The following is an 18274-nucleotide window of genomic DNA, read 5'->3' as shown; positions in this document are numbered from 1 at the left end:
CAAGTGCTGAATCCAACAACCCGTCTCTGCCTTTAACCAGACCTTGCAGGGGTAATCCTGCCCCGCCAAACCTTACTGCAAGCTTGACCAGGCCTGCACTTCCGCTTAGGTTGGTGTGCTTCCAAGTTTATGAGGGCTCCCGCAATTGAAGCCTAAGGGCATATTCTCAAGGTTGTTCAGATGGCAAAAAGGGCGTCAGAATACCGGTTACGCCAAAATGCTGATTGGGTGCGGGCTATGGCCCTATCCATTTGATATCTATATCTTGAAGTTCAGTGAGGGCCAGGAAATCCCTCCCCATGTAGACAAGGTGGCACGGGGCGAGCACTATCGGCTGAATATCATCCTGAAAGCCCCGACATCAGGAGGCGAGTTTGTTTGCAGTTCGCCACTGTATGAAAGTAAGCGCATTAAGTACTTCAGGTCTGATATTTCAGAGCACTCCGTTGGCAAGGTTTTAAAGGGAAGTCGCTATGTTCTCAGTATTGGTTGGGTTAAAAACCCCTAGTCAAGGGCCGCACTCCATTGTGGTGAGAGTCTATGGTCCTGAAAGATACGCCCGTTGAGAGAACACGAATACATGTCGAGATCAAAACATTAATCAGGGAAGGCTCTTGATGAAATCAAGCGCCAAGAAGGCGTATCCGCTTCTCCTGCATCCGTGTGTTCTAATTCACGCTAACCAGGAACGATAGTTCTATGGACTTCGAATTGAGAGCCACGGAACCATCCGATTACGATACCATTGCAACATGGATACAGGATGCAGTCTCATGTTCCCGTTGGGCGGGCCCATTGGTGCCTTTCCCATTTTCAGCCAGAGAATTGCCTGAGCTGCTGTCAGTAAAAGGCGGCTCAAGTTATTCTTTAGCTGCTGGCAACAATCGCTGTATAGGCTTTGGTCAATTCTGGGTTGTCAGGCAAGGGTCAGTTCACCTTGGCCGTATTATCATCTCACCGGAAGCGAGAGGCGTGGGTACAGGCCGGTTGTTGTGTAAAAAGCTCATAGCGAAAGCCATACAGGAGACCGACGCAGCAAGGGTTACTTTGCGTGTTTATCGGGATAATGCACCTGCGCTATCATTGTACTCAAGTCTGGGGTTCGCCATTATAGAGTCCGAGTCTACCGATAAGCTGTTGTTAATGAGTGCCTCTAACGCCGAGCAAGGAGTTATGTCGGCTGATTGAAGCGTTGTGACACCTCCTGAATCGGGCGTGATGGCCTAAGGAGGCGGAGAAGACGATGAGTATTCGTGCAGCAATTAATGTGGATGTACCGGCAGTTTCCAGCCTGGTAAAGGCATTGGCGCACTACTATCTGGACGGATCAGGTGAAACACTGCCCTCTTGGCTGGAGGATACGTTAACTCACGAAGCATTTTTGGCGAGACTATCAGATGCTGATTATTTGAATCTCGTTTTTGAAGTATCTGGCGCTATCGTTGGCTATATATCGGTTAAGAAACCTGGGCATCTGTATCATTTGTTTGTAGCAGAAGAATTTCAGGGGCAGGGGATATCCCGCAGTCTTTGGGAACATGTTAAAAGGCAGAGTCAGTGCAGTAGGTTCAGCGTTCGGTCGTCGATTCATGCAGTGCCAGTCTACAAACGGTTCGGTTTTCTTGAATCAGGTCCTGTTGGAAGCAGGGATGGTGTGTCGTTCCAGCCTATGGAGTATTATTGTGAAAACTAGGTGGTGCAATAGTCCAGATTACAATTACATTGAGGCTGAATGAATGGTTTTCTGTCAAAAATGGAAACACCATTGATAAATATAACAGAACTCAATGAGCGTTATTCTGAAGCACTTGCAGAGTTGAATGAGCAGTTAATATTGGATGAGGGGCACAGCAACGCAATGGATATCCAGGCGTTGACTGCCAGAATGAGACGGTGGCTCCAGCACGATTATCGTTGTTACGGTATTATCAGAAGCAGTCTGCCAATTGCCTATGCGCTGTATCGAGATGATGGTGATTGCTTCTATCTTAGACAGCTGTTTACAGCCCGGGCCTATCGAAATCAGGGGTTGGCTTCTCAACTTCTGGAATATCTGCAATTGAGGGTTTTTTTGAATAAGCCTGTCAGGTTAGAAGTCTTAGTGGATAACAAGCGGGCTGTTGATTTTTATCACAGTCACGGTTTCAAAGTTTACTCACATACAATGGTTAAGGGTTAAAGGCGATCGATGTTGAGCGGAATCCTTTATGGTCATCATGTGGGGCGCATCTACGCTTGATGCCCCGACCTCTTAAAGGTCTGGTCTGCAAATACGTTTTATCTGGAGAAGGAGATTCCATGTTAACTAAAGGGGCGCTTGCACTGTCTGGGGTGGTTGTTCTTTGGTTGGCGCTATTCCACTTGCCCTTTAACACGCCACTATCTGGAGAATCCCAAGCCCTGTTTGACGAGTACCACCTTCATATGGGCGACTCTCCTGCCGTTTCCCACTTGGCGAAGCTGGATTCGCTGGTTGTAGAAACCCCCAAGCTTTGCGACACCGGTAAACAGGATTGTCTGGTCTGGTTGGCAGAGCAGTCTTTGCAGAACACGCAGGCGGAAGATCTGGCTCGAGCGATCATTGCCGGAAATAATTTCAGGGTTAGCAAGGTGCCGGGCATAGAAGATCCACTGCTGCCATACGGTGATCTCTACAAAGCGATGCAAAGCTACCAGTCCCGGGTGCTTAACGACGCCACGCTCTGGGGGCCACTGGTGACTGATCTGCAACACTGGTGTAGCCAGCAAATGGACCTGGTAGGCTATATTGCCTGTATTGCTATGATTGAAGAAGCTCTGGATGTTGGCAAGTACCTTGTTAAAGAAGGTGTATTGACATCGAAACCTGAGGTGATTTTGGCTGATGATGCAATTCGGTTGCCGCTAATCGGTGAATGGATCCAAGTGAATGCGTACATCAATGGTGCTTTCGAGAAGGAAACCTTTGGTTGGAAGTATTGGATACTGCCAAAGTTTGCACGAAACTACTTTTTGGATGTAAACGCCATGGTAAACGCCAGTGCAGAAGAGTTTCATCAGTTACTTGGTTATCTGGAAGGCGATGAGGTAGTTGTCAGTAAAGTAGACTGCGATTCATGCGGTACGGTTGGTTCTGTTATTCACCAGGTTTCAGGCCCGGACTTAACAGAGTATGTTGATCGGCACCATGCGCTCATCAGTCGTATGGAAAGCTTTGGGATATAGTGGTTAACGCTACTTTGCTTGTTATTTAAGGTGATCATTTTTTGTCGATATCGCTAGTGCATGCAGAACACTGCCAGTATGTAGAAAACCTGTTTCAGTACTATCTGTACGATATGTCTGAGTATATGGGGTGGCCACCAGACAAAGATGGTACCTACAAGATAGATAAGTCGCTCACCGATCTGGCCGAGTACTGGTCCACACCAGAGCACTATCCTTATTTGATCATGGTTGATAACGAAGTGGCGGGTTTCTCTTTGATCAGAAGATTCCCTGGCAGCACAGATACTTTTGATATTGGCCAGTTCTTTGTACTGAGAAAGTTTAAGGGTGCTGGGGTTGGCCGCTCCGCATTTAACATGACGGTTGCCATGCAGCCTGGAAAGTGGGTTACCAGAGTACTTGCTGGAAATCAGGGTGCTTATACATTCTGGGAAAAGGTGATATCGGAAGTGGCGGTGGAAGAGCCGACTGTCAAACGGGAACTTTACCGTGCGACAGATATGCACTTTTTCTACTATGAAGTACGGCCCTGTTAAGCATGAATAGCGGCGGTCTACGAAATAAATTAGAACGCTATAAAGGAGTTGGGTTTTATGGACATACCGGTCATCGAAACGGAACGGCTGCGTCTTAGGGGTATATCTGCTGAAGATCTGGACGATTTCGCAGAAATGAACGCGAGTCCCGACTTTGCAAAATACCTTGGTACGGGTGAGCCTCTATCGCGCTGGGAGAGCTGGAACGTTTTAACGATGCTGGCTGGACACTGGATGGTACGGCAATTCGGGTTTTGGTTTGTGGAGGAAAAGGAAACCAGGCGTTTCGTCGGCAGGGTAGGTATCTGGTATCCGGATGGTTGGCCAAGCATTGAGATTGGCTGGGGCATCTCTCCCAAGTTCTGGGGGAAGGGTTATGCGACTGAAGCAGCCCGGGCCTCAAGAAATTGGGCCTTTGAGTCCCTTGATCTGGACGAGTTGATTAGTGTGATTCACCCGGAGAATGAGGCGTCCAGGAGAGTGGCAATGCGGATTGGCGAGTCCTTCAGGGAAACACTATCGGTGAATGGGAAAAGATCCGATATTTACTCGATGCCCCGTTCCTAGCAGGGCTGTCGATACTCTGAAGACCCATGATCGTTTGAAGGTATTTACGCAGTAGAATAATTGATCCGTTTGGTCGATATCGCTAAAATAAATAGCGTTTTTGCTTAATTGCATGCTTGTCTTGTTGCCTATGAACACATCCGGGCCCCGCGGTGCCTGGCTTGCAGCCCTGCTAGTCCGGTTGGCACATCTCTCGCTATGGCAACGCCACCAATCACAATAGTAAGGAAATCGATATGCTGGTCAGGAATAGCCGGTGGACCCTCTGGGCCGCCTTTGTAACCTTTGCCCTGGCGGGTTGCGCTTACAACAGTACGGTTCGCGGAGAGGGGGAGGTGGTTGTCACGGAAATCGCTCTGGGTGAAGTGTTGCATGTTGATATCGGCGGCCGGGCGAACGTCACCCTGCACCAGTCTGAGCGCAATGAACTGGTGGTTCATGCTCAGCAGAACGTGCTTGATGAGCTGTACATTAACTTGACCGGTGACAGGCTGGAAGTACGGCCGCGCCGGGGTGTCACAATCTCCTCTCGCTCACCGCTCAGTTACGATCTCTACCTCAGTCGGCTGGAAAGACTGGACCTGAGTGGCAGCTCTCAGCTGGTTTCCGATGGGTTTGAGACGCCCCGGTTAAGGCTGGATATCGCCGGCAGTGCAGACATCGACATGGTACTCACGGTCGATGAGCTGGACCTCGATACGGCGGGCAGTGTTGATGCTCGTCTGGCGGGCCGTGCTGATCGGTTCTCGATCGACGCTTCAGGGTCGGCCGATATTGACGCCCAGGCGTTGGTTGCCCGTGACGTAGATATCGATACGGCCGGCAGTGCCTCGGTACGGGTCTGGGCTGAGGATGCCTTGCGGGTGGATGCCGCCGGAGCCGCCAGCATTCGATACCGGGGCAGGCCTGTTATCCATCAGGATCTGGCCGGGTCGGCATCTGTTAACCCCCTTTAGAATCACTGGGAGGCTGGTCGTTGCGCAACAGTATTCGGTGGGTCTCCTGGGTGATTTTTCCCTGCTTGAGCAAGCGCCCAATGGCTTTCTTGAAATTGCCCTTGCTGACCTGAAAGGCCGAGTAGATGGCTTCCGGGGTGGAGCGATCCGACAGTTCCAGAACGCCGCCGTTATCGGTCAGTTTTTTCAGAATCCGGTCGGCAATGTCGACCCGCGCTTCATGGCCTTGAAGCTGCAGCATCAGGTCGATCTTGTGGTCGTCGCGAACGGTTTTTACATAGCCTTTTATGCGCTGGCCAATGCTCAGCGGCTGCAGCACATCTTCGTTAAATACCATGCCGAGATAGCGCTGATCGACCACGGCGCGATAGCCCAGATCTGTGCGTCCGGCAATGAGCAGATCGACCGGGTCGTTGACCCGATAGGCGTCGGTTTCCTCAGCCAGAAAATTGCTCAGCTTGGCACTGCCGGTAATGCGTTGCGTCAGGTTGTCGACAAACAGATAGACCACGTGTTTCTGGCCCGCTTCCATCGGTTTGCGTTGCTCGCTAAACGGCACCAGCAGATCTTTGGGCAGACCCCAGTCGAGAAAGGCACCAAAGGAAGTAAGTTCCTTGACCTCAAGCAGTGCGCATTGCCCAACTTCCGCTTTTGGCCTGATGCGTGTTGCGATTAACCGGTCTTCAGAGTCAAGATAGATAAAGGCGTTGATGAAGTCGCCTTCGTGAATGGGCTCGGGGCACTGTTTTTTGGGCAGCAAAATGGTGCCAAGATTTTCGCCATCGAGAAAGGCGCCAAAGTCGGTCAGGGAAACGACTTCCATCGAGTTGAAGGTGCCAATTTGTGCCATAGTCGGGGTGCCTTGCGTGAAGCGTTTGAAAGGAAGTGTAGTGGGATGTTGCGCCGACACGCTACCGCGCGCGTCAGCAGCAACATCCTGAACCGTCAGCCGGGCAACCGTTCGTACTCGTGGGCGCCAAAGAAGTTGCGCTGGCCCTGAATCAGGTTGGCGGGCAAACGCTGGCTGCGCACGCCGTCGTAGTAGGCCAGTGCATTGGACAGCGCCGGTACCGGAACGCCGCCTTCGATGGCACGAACCAGCAAGCGGCGCAACGCGGCTTCGCAGCCCTTGAGTTCGTCGACGAAGAAATCACTGAGCATCAGGTTGTCGAGGTCGGGTTCAGCCTGAAAGACCGATTGAATCGGGTCGAGTGCGTTCGCGCGAATGATGCAACCGGCTTTCCAGACCTGGGCGATGTTGGCCATGTTCAGCGTCCAGTTGTATTCGCGGGCGGCTTCGGTGAGCAGGGTAAAGCCCTGAGCGTAGGCGAGCAGTTTGGCGGCATAGAGCGCCGCTTCGGCGTCGTCTTCCAGGCCCTGGTAACCGGCAATTGTGGTCGTCTTTGCGTATTTTTCGTGCACCGCCTGGCGCTCTTCCCAGCGCGATGAAAGCGCCCGTGCGAACACGGCTTCGGTGACGATGGAACCCGGTACGCCCAGTTCCAGCGTTTGAATGGCGGTCCATTTGCCGGTGCCTTTCTGGCCGGCCTTGTCCCAGATGTTATCGACCCAGTCACTGCCGTCGTCGTCTTTGATACGCAGTACGTCAGACGTAATTTCGACCAGATAGGACGCAAGGCGGCCCTGATTCCAGGTATCGAACAGGCTGGCGATGGCTTCGTTGTCGCGGCCACTGTGGCGCAGCAGGTCGTAGATCTCGGCAATCATTTGCATGTCGCCGTATTCGATGCCGTTGTGCACCATTTTGACAAAATGACCGGAGCCGCCGTTGCCCATCCACTCGCAACAGGGTTCACCGGCCTGCGTTTTGGCGCTGATGCCCTGCAAAATGGGTTTCAGGGCAGGCCAGGCTGATTCATCGCCCCCGGGCATCATCGACGGGCCAAAGCGCGCGCCATCCTGCCCGCCGGAAATGCCACAGCCGACAAAGTGGATGCCCTGCGGCGTCAGGTCGTCGCTGCGACGTTGGGAATCGGTAAACAGGGAATTGCCACCGTCGATCAGGATGTCACCGTCTTCGAGCAGGGGTTTGAGGTCGTTGATAACGGCGTCGACCGGGTCGCCAGCCTTCACCATCAGGATGATCTTACGTGGCCGGGCCAATGATTGAACGAACTGTTCCAGCGAATGGGTGCCGACCAGATTGGCATGCTTGGCTTCGCCAACAAAGTCGTCAGTGACTTGAGCGGTGCGGTTATAGACCGCTACTTTGTTGTCGTGGTCGAGCAGGTTCAACACCAGGTTTTGGCCCATGACAGCCAGGCCAATCAGGCCAATCGTACAATCACCCTTCATCAGGTCACTCCTTGTCGGCGGACACATCCGCAGTAATTTGAGTCTGTAGGGTAATAAGGGCAATTCTTAATAATGCAATCAGGAAGGGCTACCCCGTCAACCTGAGAAGCGCTTCAGAATAGCGCGGTATTGGCGGCCAGAACCAGCCAGGCGGGCATCACCAGAAAGGCCATCAGCGTTTGCAGGGTAATGATGTTGGCCATGAGGTTGGCATTGCCGCCCATCTGGCGAGCCAGAATGAAAGCGGAACTGGCCGTGGGCAGGGTGCCTAAAATCAGCAGTACCGACACACCCAGCGCATTCACGCCAAACAGGGTCGCCAGGGCAACCAGTGCCAGAGGGAGCAGGGCGAATTTCACCAGACTGGCCAGCAAAACGGGTTTTACATCGGCACTGAGGGTGCGCAGGTTAAGTGCCGCACCAACGGCCAGCAGGCCCAATGGCAAGGCTGTAGAGCCGAGCAGGCGAGCCGTGTCGGCGGTCCAGCCTGGCAGGCCAATGCCACTCACGTTCAGCGCAACGCCGGCCAGGCAGCCGAGAATAAGAGGGTTGCTGAGCAGGGCGCGCACGATGCCCCGGGCCGATACCTGAGAGCCGGTGCCGGTTAGCGCAAAAGTGAGCACGCACAGTACGTTCACAAAGGGAATCATCACCGCCATGGCCATGGCGGCAATTACCAGGCCCGGCTCACCATGCAGCGCACTGACGACGGCCAGGCCGATGTAGGTATTGAATCGCACTGCCCCCTGGTACACCGACGTCAGGTCTGGTCCGTCTTTGGCCAGCCAGCGTTGCAGCAGGAAAAAGAGCAGACTGATCACTAGCAGGGCCGAACAGAGGGTAAGCGCCAGTTGGCCGAACGTGCGCAGATCAAAATCGGCCAGTGCCAGCCGGTGAACCAGCAGCGCCGGGAACAGGACGGTGTAGGTCAGCCGTTCGATGCCAGGCCAGGTGGCGGCTGGCGGCAAGTCCCAATGTCGCAGCGCGACGCCCAGCAGAATCAGCAAAAAGACGGGCCCGAGCGCGTTGGCAATCATTCCGTGTTCCAGTTGGTAAAGGCCGCATTTAACCCTCTGGAGCACCTGGCTGTAAAGGGACGACAAAAGCACTGTTCGAACGTGAGAAATCTGGATACACTGGTTTAATACCGGGTAAAAATAAAAGAGAACTCTATGAAAGTCATTGCATTCAATGGAAACCTCAAGGTCGCCGAAGGCGAGCCAGACCAGGCTCTGCCAGCCATTCGGGCCTTTCTCGAGGCCGAGCAGGACGCCTCGTTGCTGGTGCTGAATCATCAAACATCCAGGGTGCTGGAGATCGACTGGACCCAGCCGGACGAACTGATTACCCGCAGCCTGGCCTATCAGGCAGGCGAGGCCCCGGTGCAGCAACGTCAGGGGCGGGGGCGACCCAAGCTGGGCGTGCAGTCGCGTGAAGTGTCGCTGTTACCGCGTCACTGGGAATGGCTGAACCGCCAGCAAGGCGGTGCATCAGCCGCCTTGCGGCGCATGGTGGAAGCGGCACGCAAGTCACCGGTGGTTCAGTTGGAAGAAGCATCGCTGGCGGTAGACCGCTTTATGCAAACCCTGGCCGGTGACCTGCCGCGCTATGAGGAAGCATTGCGCCAGTTCTATCGCCACCAATACGGCGCCATGTTTACCGAAATGGCCGATTGGCCCGAAGATGTGCAGCGTCACATCAGAGCTCTGGTGGGCGAAGTGCAACACTGGCGGGAAGCCAATGAGCCGGATCGTCGGCATGAACATTCAATGCGGTCGTTTTAATCAAATAGGGTGAAGGTGTTGCACAACTTATTTTGATGGTTGCCGCCCAGCTCGCAGGGCTATGCTTGCCGCCATAATCATGAGGAGCCAACCATGAATACGCCAACCATCCAACGGGCACCCGCGGTCTTTATCCCACACGGCGGAGGCCCGATGCCGCTGCTCAACGAACCCAGCCAGCAGGCGATTGCCGACTTTCTGCGGCAATTGCCGCAACACTATGAGCGCCCGAAAGCGATACTGGTGATCAGTGCGCACTGGGAAGCGCCGCGGCCGACGTTACTGGATGCCGATACACCCTCTCTGCTGTTCGATTACTACGGCTTTCCCACCGAGACCTACGAATATCACTATCCGACAACCAATCCGGCAGCTATCCGTGCCCGGGTGGAGGAATGCCTTGCTAACGCTGGATTGCCGGTCGATACCGATGCAAAGCGTGGCTATGACCATGGTGTCTTCGTGCCGCTGATGCTGATGCACCCCCAGGCGGACATTCCGGTGCTGCAGTTGTCACTGATCGAAGGGCTGGACCCCACAGCGCACATTGCGATGGGTCAGGCGCTGTCTGCCTTGCGCGACGAAGGCGTGATGATTCTCGGGTCCGGGTTTTCGTTCCACAATATGAGTGTGATGCGAAACGGCAACGACCAGGCCAGGGCCATTAACCGCGAGTTTCATGACTGGCTGGCCCAGACCCTGACTAATCCGGAGCTGACGCCGGAGCAACGCCTTGCAAAAATGATCGACTGGGATCAGGCCCCGGGTGCCCGGTTCAGCCACCCGCGTGAAGAACACCTGTTGCCGTTGCCCGTTTGCCTGGCGGCGGGCGGGGGCCAGGCTGGAGAGATTTTGTTTGATGATACGGTATTGGGTTACCGGACGTTCTGCGTGATCTGGCGGGAATAATTGCTCCCTCAGACAGGCTCACCCCGAGCCTGTCTGAGGGCACTGTCAGCCCACCTTCTTCAGAACAATGCGCCGGTAGGTTTTGTATCGTTCAAACACCGCCTGGCTGCGATGGCCGCTGAGGTACTTGAACTTCAGCTTGGCCAGCTTCTTGCGAAATAACCATTTAACCGACTTCAAAATCAGACCGTGACGTTCACCCAGATACTGATCGAGCGTGCCCATTGCCGGCCCGATGCGTTCACGCAACAGCACATCGAGCAAATGAATGTTCGGGCTGGTGTTGGCGGTAATGTCGCTGTTTTCCAGTACCTCCCAATCCGAGGCTTCCAGGTCTTTCACGAATTTGGTGTAAGGGTGACCGCCGCCGAAACTCTTGTCGCCGGGCTGACCATCACCGGTGTTGTCGGTTTTGAAAAAGTCACAGATGACAACATGGCCACCGGGCTTGAGCAGGGTGTTGGCGGCCGCCAGTGCGGTCTGGTAAGGAATGTACTGAAAACTCTCGCTGAACAGAACGGTATCGTACTGGCCGGCCAGCGTATCGACCGGCACATCCTGCAGGGTGCAACCCCAGACGGTGCTGTTTAGATTACCGGCGGCAACTTTCTCGCGAACCCGGCTTTCCAAGTGCGGCGCGGGAATCACACCATCCACCTGATGACCTCGCTCACTCAGGGCCACCAATACCTGGCCGGTGCCACACCCTACGTCGATGATCCGCTGCGCTCCAGAGCCATGGGCTTCAATGGTTTCGATAAGCTGTTCGGTATAGCGCAGCTGTGCTTGTTTCATGTAGAGCACAGAGATCTCGGGAATGGTGTCGTCCCAGAACCCGTAGTGTAAATCTTCCATCCCTGTTAATTGCTGGCCAAAAACCAGCCCAAATTCTTTGGAGTCCATGGTAGTGCCGTCTGTTAGTAGAGTCGGGTTACCTTATCACGGTCTTTGGGGGTGGTGAATCAGTGTTCAGTGACGGTCGTGCATTCTGTGCCAGGGGTCATGTTCAGTTCATTGCCAGGCGCCCGTATCAGCCACCGGGTGTGTCTATCCGGGTGGTGCGACACATCGCTCGGGATAAACCCGTCCATGGGGCCTAGGCCGCAGCATCCTTGCTGCGGACTACCCCGTATAGACACACCCGGCACCTGATACTTCACCCGTTGCTGATTTTCAAATCGGCATTCTGGTAGGTCAAAAAAGTATAGAAACTTTCGGTTGGAGTATTGGTGAGTTGTTCGTCTTACTCGTTTAATGGTGTCGTCCGTAACGGGATTCCCGACATCGCAGACATACAAAAACAACGATAGGTGAATGACAATGAACGCTTCCCCAACGACCTGGCTGCGCCTGAGCGCGCTCGCCATTGGTGTTTCCTGCACCACCGCCGCACTGGCAGAAACCATTACCATTGGCACCGTAAACAACGGTGACATGATCCGTATGCAAGCCCTGTCTTCCGAGTTTGAAGCCGCCAACCCGGGCATTGAACTGGATTGGGTCATACTGGAAGAAAACGTCTTGCGTCAGCGTCTGACCACAGACATCGCCGCCAACAGCGGCCAGTTCGATGTCATGACCATCGGCATGTATGAAACCCCCATCTGGGGAGCCAACGGCTGGCTCGAGCCCATGGACAACCTGCCCGCAAGCTACGACGAAGACGACCTGTTCCCATCGGTAAAAGCCGGCCTGTCAGCCGATGGCCAGCTTTACGCCTTGCCGTTCTACGGCGAAAGCTCGATGACTTATTATCGCACCGACCTGTTTGAAGACGCAGGCCTGAGCATGCCAGCGGCACCCACCTGGGATCAGGTGCGTGAGTTTGCCGTCGCGCTGCACGACCCATCGAACGAACAATACGGCATCTGCTTGCGCGGTAAAGCTGGCTGGGGTGAGAACATGGCGCTGGTAAGCACCATGGTCAACGCCTTCGGTGGCAGCTGGTTCGATATGGACTGGAACGCTCAACTGGAAACCGATGAATGGAAGAGTGCCGTTAATTTCTACGTCGACCTGCTCGGCAATTATGGCCCTCCGGGTGCCAGCAGCAACGGTTTCAATGAAAACCTGGCACTGTTCAACACCGGCAAATGCGGCATGTGGATCGACGCCACCGTCGCCGGTAGCTTCGTTACCGACGACAGCCAATCCAACGTCGCCGATTCAGTAGGCTTCGCCGCCGCACCAAGCCAGGTAACCGAGAAAGGCAGCGGCTGGCTGTGGGCCTGGGCCCTGGCCATTCCGGTCAGCTCAGACCAGAAAGACGCCGCTCAGAAGTTTGTCACCTGGGCCACCTCGAAAGAGTACTCGGCACTGGTCGCAGACCGTCACGGCATTGCCGCCATTCCCCCCGGTACGCGTGTTTCCACCTACGAGAACCAGGACTACCTGGATGCTGCGGAATTCGCCAGCATGACGCTGACGCAAATGCGCAAAGCCAACCCGGATGATTCAACCCTGGAACCGTCGCCCTACACCGGCGTGCAGTTTGTGGCCATCCCGGGTTTCAGCGGCTTTGGCACCACGGTAGGACAACAGATCTCCGGTGCCCTGGCGGGCAGTTCAACGGTTGATCGCGCATTGGCCAATGCCAATACGGTTGTGAACCGTGAAATGCGCCGCGCTGGATATCAAGACTGATTCAGCAGTAGTGACTCAATCTTCGGGGTTCGAACAACCGGACTTAGCGAGCGGCGGGTGCCGGTGACGCCCCTGAAGGGGAGTCCGCAACATGGATGTTGCGGCCTAGGCTCCATGGAAGGATTCACGCCGACCCTTCAGGGGCGTCACCGGTAGCCGACGCGGACCAAAGCCCCCAAACGAACCCTGGCTTTTGAATGATGAGTGCCGCCGGAATAGGCGGCCAGGCCTTAATGTGGACGTACCCTAGTCATGTCTCAGCTCTCTAGAAATGCCCGAGCGGCACGCTTTCTGGTTGCACCCTCGGTACTGCTCTTGCTGGCATGGATGACTGTGCCACTGGCAATGACGCTCTATTACTCGACGGTCAATTTTAATTTAACGATCCCGGGGTTGCGCAACTTCGTCGGTTTCGAGAACTACATCTTTTTCTTTACCGACCCTAGTTTCTTCGCCGGCATGTCCAATACTCTGGTGCTGGTGGGTTCTACTCTGTTGATTACCGTCGTGCTTGGCACGCTCATCGCGGTGCTGATCGACAGCCCCTTTCCGGGCCGAAGCCTGGTGCGCATCTTACTGATTTCACCGTTTTTTATTATGCCAACGGTGAATGCCCTGATCTGGAAAAACCTGTTGATGAATCCGGTCAGCGGTTTCTTTGCTTTCTTGTCTAAAACCTTTGGCATGACACCGATCGACTGGTTCACCGACGTGCCCATGCTGGCGATTATTCTGATTGTTTCCTGGCAATGGTTGCCCTTTGCCATTCTGATTCTGATGACAGCGATGCAATCGCTCGACCAGGAACAGCTTGAAGCCGCGCGTATGGATGGTGCCGGGCCCGTGGCTATTTTCCGGCACATCACCTTGCCGCACCTGGCGCGACCGCTGGCGGTGGTGGTGATGATCGAAACCATTTTCCTGCTGTCCATCTTCGCCGAAATTTTCACCACCACCGGTGGTGGCCCGGGCACCCAGACCACCAACCTGGCGTATCTGATTTATTCCCAGGCGCTGCTGCAGTACGACGTCGGCATGGCCTCGGCAGGGGGTATTGTCGCGGTGGTACTGGCCAATATTGTGGCGATTTTTCTGATTCGCATTGTCGGCAAATCGCTGGCCGGGGAATAGGAGTTCGAGATGAAGTTACACACTGAAAAAGTCGTCAAACTGACGCTGGTTACCATCGTCTCCTGGCTGGTTGCGGCGCTGATCTTCTTCCCGATTTTCTGGATGATACTGACCAGCTTCAAAACTGAATTGAATGCCTTCTCCTCACCGCCAAGTTTGTTTTTCTGGCCAACATTGGAGAACTATTTTGTGGTGTTTGAACGCAGTGACTATCTGCGCTACGCCTTCAACTCGGTGGTCATCAGCTTTGTCTCGTCCATTCTGGCAATGTTCATCGGCATTCCGGCGGCCTACTCCATGGCGTTCTTTCCCACCAAACGGACCCAGGGGGTCTTGCTGTGGATGCTGTCGACCAAGATGCTGCCTCCGGTAGGTGTGCTGGTACCGATTTATCTGCTGGCACGGGATGCATCCTTGCTCGATACCCGTACCGGTCTGGTCATTATTTACACCCTGATCAACCTGCCCATCGTCATCTGGATGATTTACACCTACTTCAAAGATGTGCCCAAAGACATTCTCGAGGCCTGCCGGATGGACGGCGCCAGTCTGTGGCAGGAGATTCGCCATGTGTTGGTTCCGATCACCATGGGTGGTCTGTCATCCACCTTTCTATTGTCGCTGATTCTGAGCTGGAACGAGGCGTTCTGGTCATTGAATCTGACTGCGTCGCAAGCAGCGCCGCTGACGGCACTGATTGCCTCCTATTCCAGTCCGGAAGGGTTGTTTTGGGCGAAGCTGTCTGCGGCATCAACCCTGGCGGTCGCGCCCATTCTGGTGTTTGGCTGGATCAGTCAGAAACAACTCGTACGTGGTTTGACCTTTGGTGCTGTTAAGTAGTGTGGGTCCTCGTTAACGGAGCCTTCGGGCTCCGTCTTTTTCCTGAATTTTTTGCCAACCGCCTGCTCACTGACGGGTGATTAAGGAGTTTTTACGTGTCGGAATTGAATGTCCTGGCTATCGCAGAGTTGACTGCAGAGACTTGCCCGCCGGCGCTTCACTGGCCCGCTTTTAATCGTTCTGAGGTGGTACCGGGTATTGCCCATATCGGTGTTGGCGGTTTTCACCGTGCGCACCAGGCGCGCTATCTGGATGACTACATGACCCGCACGGGCGAATTGAACTGGGGCATCTGCGGCATTGGTATTCGCCCGGGCGACAAAGCCTTTCTGGAGACACTGGCCAAGCAGAACGGTTTGTATACGCTGACCGAAAAAGATGATGAGGTCATTCGCGACCGGGTGATCGGGTCACTGACCAACGTGCTGTATGCACCGGACGACCCGCAAAAGGCTGTCGATACTCTGGCGCAGCCAGCCATCCGCATCATCAGCACCACCATTACCGAAGGCGGTTATTTGTACGACTTCGAACAGCAGCGGTTCTTTCACGATCACCCCGATGTTCAACACGATCTGAGCAACCGGGACCAGCCGAAAACCATTTACGGGTACCTCTGGCAAGCGCTCGAAGCGCGGTCAAAACTGGGTACCGGCGGTGCGGTAACATTGCTGTCGTGCGATAACGTGCCGCACAATGGCGATGTGTTTCGTAGCGCATTGCTGAGCTTTCTTGAACAGGCTGACGCAACGCTCTGCGACTGGGTCAGGGCGCACGTGTCGTTTCCGAATTCGATGGTCGACCGCATTACGCCAGCGCCCGGCGTGGCTGACCAGCAGGCTGTGCTTGAACGCCACGGCGTTGTCGACCCCTGTGCCGTGGGCGCCGAAACCTTTATACAGTGGGTGATTGAAGATGATTTCAAAGCCGGTCGCCCGGCCCTGGAGCAGGTCGGCGTGCAGTTTACGGCCGATGTATCACCCTATGAAACGGCCAAGTTGCGGCTGTTGAACGGCAGCCATCTGATGATGGGGTTTATTGGGTATCTGGCGGGCTACACCCGGGTAGATAACGCCATCAAAGACCCGGCCATTCTGAAGCTGGTTAACGACTACATGACGCTGGATGCGGCCCCAACCCTGACCCCCATCGCCGACATGCCGTTGGATGCCTATCAGGTGCAATTGATCGAGCGGTTTGGAAACTCGACAATTGCCGACCAGCAACAACGCATTTGTTCCGATGGCTATGCCAAGCTGAAAAACTACCTGATGCCCGTGCTCAGTGATGTCATGGCGGCCGGTGGTGATACCAGCCGTCTCAGTTTGCTGTTCGCCAGTTTTCTAAAGTATCTGGACGGCGTTAACGATGCAGGCGAACCGATGCCGATCATTGAGTTTAATCTCAGTGAGGCGCAACGCGAAGCCAGCTCGGCAGATCGTTTGTCGTTGCTGAAAGTGGATGCCCTGTTCGGCGAGCGCCCCGACGATAACCGCACTCGCTTTCTGGAAGACGTAGCCAGCCACCTGGCAGGCATTCGTGCCCGCGGTGCTTACGAGTACTTACAGCGGATGATGCAGGGGTAACGCAGTTACCGCACAGCAGGGTGGCTATTTGTGGGTTGGAGGGTATCCTGTGCACGCAACTGGAGGAACTGTATGAGCGCAATCAAACCGGAATACGAAGCCGTTTATGAAGCCCAGAACAGCTTTCGGTATCTGGCGCACGGTGCCGACAGTTCTCTGGTGCGCTGGCATTACCACAACGAATATGAACTGCACCTCATTCTGACCACACACGGCAATGCCTTCATTGGCGATTACGTCGGCCCTTTTACGCCCGGTTCGGTGTTTTTGTGCGGCCCCTACCTGCCGCATAACTGGGTCTCGCTGGGAGACTTTCAAACCGGTATTCGCGACCGGGTGATCAACTTCTCCGATGAGCGCATTCAATCGCTGATTCAGATTCTGCCGGAAATGAAATCCCTGCAAACCATGCTGGCTGACTCGCGCTACGGTATCGAATTTTCCAAGGAAGCCAGCGCCCGGGTGATGGATGATTTTGCCACCATCGCAGGTCTTAAAGGCCCGGCCCGGGTGCTGTCGTTTCTGAACATCATGTCGGAACTGGCTCAGTCCCAGGATTATTGGCCGCTGTCGAGCCGCTCGTTTGAAGAAGAGTCGGATTCGCTGATGGAGGGCCGGGTCAATACCGTGGTCAACTACATCATCCACAATTGCACCCGGGAGCTGAGCCTGGAAGAAGTAGCCGGTGTGCTCGGCCTGGCGCCGACTTTCTTTTCGCGCTGGTTCAAAAAGGCTACCGGATACCGCTACATCGACTTTCTGACCCGCTTGCGCATCAGCCGCGCTTGCGAGCACCTGGAAGTGACCGATCGCCCCATCACCGAAATATGTTTCGACGCCGGCTTTGCCAACGTGGCCAACTTCAACCGGCACTTCCTGAAGATCAAGGGTATGACACCCCGCCAGTACCGGGAGTCGATCGAGATTCGCGGCCGAACCATGCAAAAGGTAGTCTTACAGCGTTAGTCTTGATCCGGCACCCACTTAGTCGGTATAAAGGGCGTTAGCGGGGAGCAAATCCCTACCGACCCACTTGGATGTGAAGGATCATAACGCCATGCCGATCATCGCCATTGGCGGCGGTGAACTAAAGGATCAGGAAACCCTCTTGCTCGATCAGTTCATCGTCAAGCAAACCCAGAAAGCCCAGCCCCGAGCCCTGTTTATACCGACCGCCAGCGGCGATGCACCGGGCTACATTGAAGCCTTCGATCAAATTTACGGGCTCTTGCTGGGGTGCGATACCCGGGCACTGTGCCTGAGCCGAGCGCCTTCTCCGTCGGCCATTGCCGACTTAATTGGCTGGGCCGATCTGATTTATGTGGGCGGCGGGGATACCCGTTCCATGATGGACCAGTGGCGGGCGCACGGGCTTGACCGCCGGCTGATCGAAGCCGAGGCCAGCGGCAAGGTGCTGTGTGGCCTCAGTGCTGGCGCGATATGCTGGTTCGACCTCGGGTTCAGTGATTCCAATCGCTTCGATTCCCGCGGCGACTGGGCCTATACCCGGGTCGAGGGGCTGGGGTTGTTGCCCGGCATGCTCTGCCCGCACCTCGACAGCGAGCAACGTGCCTTGCCGCTGATGCAGGATCTACTGGCCAACCCGGTGCAGACGCTGGCGCTAACAGACGGTGCCGCCGTCGTGGTCAGTGACGGGCAACTGTCAATACTGGAAGGGAAGGACCGCGCAGCGGTCTATCGCATCACGCCCGCCACCGATGGGCTGAACTGGGGTCAACTTCGCTAACAGGCGCGAACCCGGCCAATGGCTAGCCAGCACTGTAAAAAAACACCGGAAA

The 18274-nt window shown here is 55.0% G+C and carries 19 protein-coding genes; 15 read left to right on the top strand and 4 right to left on the bottom strand.

The annotated features are described in order from the left end of the window. Positions 1–699: 699 nt before the first annotated feature. The 7 genes from EP166_RS21740 (at position 700) to EP166_RS11125 (ending at position 5266) form a co-directional block, all read left to right on the top strand. Entirely contained in the window at positions 700–1188 is a 489-nt protein-coding gene (locus tag EP166_RS21740) for a GNAT family N-acetyltransferase (protein WP_127556934.1), read from the top strand. Between the two features lie 55 nt (positions 1189–1243). Further along, on the top strand, positions 1244–1693 hold the full coding sequence (locus tag EP166_RS11150; protein WP_127556932.1) for a GNAT family N-acetyltransferase: 450 nt from the start codon (positions 1244–1246) through the stop codon (positions 1691–1693). Between the two features lie 39 nt (positions 1694–1732). After that, entirely contained in the window at positions 1733–2179 is a 447-nt protein-coding gene (locus EP166_RS11145) for a GNAT family N-acetyltransferase (RefSeq protein ID WP_127556930.1), read from the top strand. 119 nt (positions 2180–2298) lie between these two features. After that, positions 2299–3204, top strand: coding sequence for a hypothetical protein (locus tag EP166_RS11140; protein WP_127556928.1), 906 nt, complete (start codon positions 2299–2301; stop codon positions 3202–3204). A 41-nt stretch (positions 3205–3245) separates the two neighbouring features. Further along, positions 3246–3743: a GNAT family N-acetyltransferase gene (locus tag EP166_RS11135; RefSeq protein ID WP_127556926.1), complete on the top strand. Its 498-nt coding sequence runs from the start codon at positions 3246–3248 to the stop codon at positions 3741–3743. A gap of 57 nt (positions 3744–3800) precedes the next feature. Then, complete coding sequence (locus EP166_RS11130) at positions 3801–4310, top strand: GNAT family N-acetyltransferase (RefSeq protein ID WP_127556924.1); 510 nt, start codon at positions 3801–3803, stop codon at positions 4308–4310. 236 nt (positions 4311–4546) lie between these two features. Continuing rightward, positions 4547–5266 carry a head GIN domain-containing protein gene (locus EP166_RS11125; RefSeq protein ID WP_127556922.1) on the top strand — a complete coding sequence of 240 codons (720 nt, stop codon included), beginning with the start codon at positions 4547–4549 and terminating at the stop codon, positions 5264–5266. Here EP166_RS11125 and EP166_RS11120 read toward each other — a convergent pair. The 3 genes from EP166_RS11120 to EP166_RS11110 form a co-directional block, all read right to left on the bottom strand. After that, positions 5253–6116 carry a CvfB family protein gene (locus EP166_RS11120; RefSeq protein WP_127556920.1) on the bottom strand — a complete coding sequence of 288 codons (864 nt, stop codon included), beginning with the start codon at positions 6114–6116 and terminating at the stop codon, positions 5253–5255. The two genes, EP166_RS11125 and EP166_RS11120, sit on opposite strands and share 14 nt — an antisense overlap. A 95-nt stretch (positions 6117–6211) precedes the next feature. After that, entirely contained in the window at positions 6212–7582 is a 1371-nt protein-coding gene (gene gnd / locus EP166_RS11115) for a decarboxylating NADP(+)-dependent phosphogluconate dehydrogenase (RefSeq protein ID WP_164743908.1), read from the bottom strand. A 113-nt stretch (positions 7583–7695) separates the two neighbouring features. After that, a complete protein-coding gene (locus EP166_RS11110) occupies positions 7696–8619 on the bottom strand; it encodes an AEC family transporter (protein WP_127556916.1) in 924 nt (307 codons plus the stop codon). A gap of 135 nt (positions 8620–8754) precedes the next feature. Between EP166_RS11110 and EP166_RS11105 the strand changes: the two genes are divergently transcribed. Beyond that, entirely contained in the window at positions 8755–9366 is a 612-nt protein-coding gene (locus EP166_RS11105) for a DUF2239 family protein (RefSeq protein WP_127556914.1), read from the top strand. Positions 9367–9459: 93 nt separating this feature from the next. Next, positions 9460–10275, top strand: coding sequence for a DODA-type extradiol aromatic ring-opening family dioxygenase (locus EP166_RS11100; RefSeq protein WP_127556912.1), 816 nt, complete (start codon positions 9460–9462; stop codon positions 10273–10275). Positions 10276–10320: 45 nt separating this feature from the next. On the opposite strand, the gene EP166_RS11095 is transcribed toward EP166_RS11100, so the two are convergent. Then, positions 10321–11178, bottom strand: a complete 858-nt coding sequence (locus tag EP166_RS11095) for a class I SAM-dependent methyltransferase (protein WP_127556910.1) — start codon at positions 11176–11178, stop codon at positions 10321–10323. Between the two features lie 417 nt (positions 11179–11595). Between EP166_RS11095 and EP166_RS11090 the strand changes: the two genes are divergently transcribed. From EP166_RS11090 to EP166_RS11065, 6 genes are all read left to right on the top strand, one after another. After that, on the top strand, positions 11596–12918 hold the full coding sequence (locus tag EP166_RS11090; RefSeq protein WP_127556908.1) for an ABC transporter substrate-binding protein: 1323 nt from the start codon (positions 11596–11598) through the stop codon (positions 12916–12918). Positions 12919–13170: 252 nt separating this feature from the next. Beyond that, complete coding sequence (locus EP166_RS11085; protein WP_127556906.1) at positions 13171–14049, top strand: carbohydrate ABC transporter permease; 879 nt, start codon at positions 13171–13173, stop codon at positions 14047–14049. A 9-nt stretch (positions 14050–14058) separates the two neighbouring features. After that, positions 14059–14889 (top strand): carbohydrate ABC transporter permease, encoded by an 831-nt coding sequence (locus EP166_RS11080; RefSeq protein WP_127556904.1) that lies wholly within the window; start codon positions 14059–14061, stop codon positions 14887–14889. 95 nt (positions 14890–14984) lie between these two features. Continuing rightward, entirely contained in the window at positions 14985–16475 is a 1491-nt protein-coding gene (locus EP166_RS11075) for a mannitol dehydrogenase family protein (RefSeq protein ID WP_127556902.1), read from the top strand. A 72-nt stretch (positions 16476–16547) separates the two neighbouring features. Continuing rightward, entirely contained in the window at positions 16548–17441 is an 894-nt protein-coding gene (locus tag EP166_RS11070; RefSeq protein ID WP_127556900.1) for a helix-turn-helix domain-containing protein, read from the top strand. Between the two features lie 73 nt (positions 17442–17514). Beyond that, positions 17515–18222, top strand: coding sequence for a Type 1 glutamine amidotransferase-like domain-containing protein (locus EP166_RS11065; protein WP_164743907.1), 708 nt, complete (start codon positions 17515–17517; stop codon positions 18220–18222). Positions 18223–18274: the final 52 nt, after the last annotated feature.

The organism is Saccharospirillum alexandrii, from assembly GCF_004000275.1.
Classification (GTDB): Bacteria; Pseudomonadota; Gammaproteobacteria; order Pseudomonadales; family Natronospirillaceae; genus Saccharospirillum; species Saccharospirillum alexandrii.
Note: the sequence above shows the minus strand (reverse complement) of the source record. Positions and strands in the feature narration are given on the sequence as shown.